This window comes from Microbacterium sp. MMO-20, from assembly GCF_037147735.1.
In the GTDB taxonomy this organism is placed as follows: Bacteria; Actinomycetota; Actinomycetes; order Actinomycetales; family Microbacteriaceae; genus Microbacterium.
Window position 1 is genome coordinate 1 of the sequence record NZ_JBBCUU010000024.1, and the last position, 629, is coordinate 629.

Consider the following 629-nt stretch of genomic DNA (forward strand, 5'->3'; position numbering starts at 1 on the left):
TGACCAGAGTGGTATTTCAACAATGACTCCACGGTAACTAGCGTCACCGCTTCACAGTCTCCCACCTATCCTACACAAGCCACACCGAACACCAATACCAAGCTGTAGTAAAGGTCACGGGGTCTTTCCGTCCTGCTGCGCGTAACGAGCATCTTTACTCGTAATGCAATTTCGCCGAGTTCGCGGTTGAGACAGTTGGGAAGTCGTTACGCCATTCGTGCAGGTCGGAACTTACCCGACAAGGAATTTCGCTACCTTAGGATGGTTATAGTTACCACCGCCGTTTACTGGGGCTTAAATTCTCAGCTTCGCCTTACGGCTAACCGGTCCTCTTAACCTTCCAGCACCGGGCAGGCGTCAGTCCGTATACATCGTCTTGCGACTTGGCACGGACCTGTGTTTTTAATAAACAGTCGCTACCCACTAGTCTCTGCGGCCACCACACCCTTTCGGAGCAAGTCCTAATAAGTGGATGGCCCCCCTTCTCCCGAAGTTACGGGGGCATTTTGCCGAGTTCCTTAACCACGATTCTCTCGATCTCCTTGGTATTCTCTACCTGACCACCTGAGTCGGTTTGGGGTACGGGCAGCTAGAACCTCGCGTCGATGCTTTTCTCGGCAGCATAGGAT

General features: G+C 52.5%; 1 rRNA gene. It reads right to left on the reverse strand.

The window, feature by feature from the left end:
* Nucleotides 1–629 (reverse strand): 23S ribosomal RNA (locus WFI52_RS14140); the annotation flags it as partial.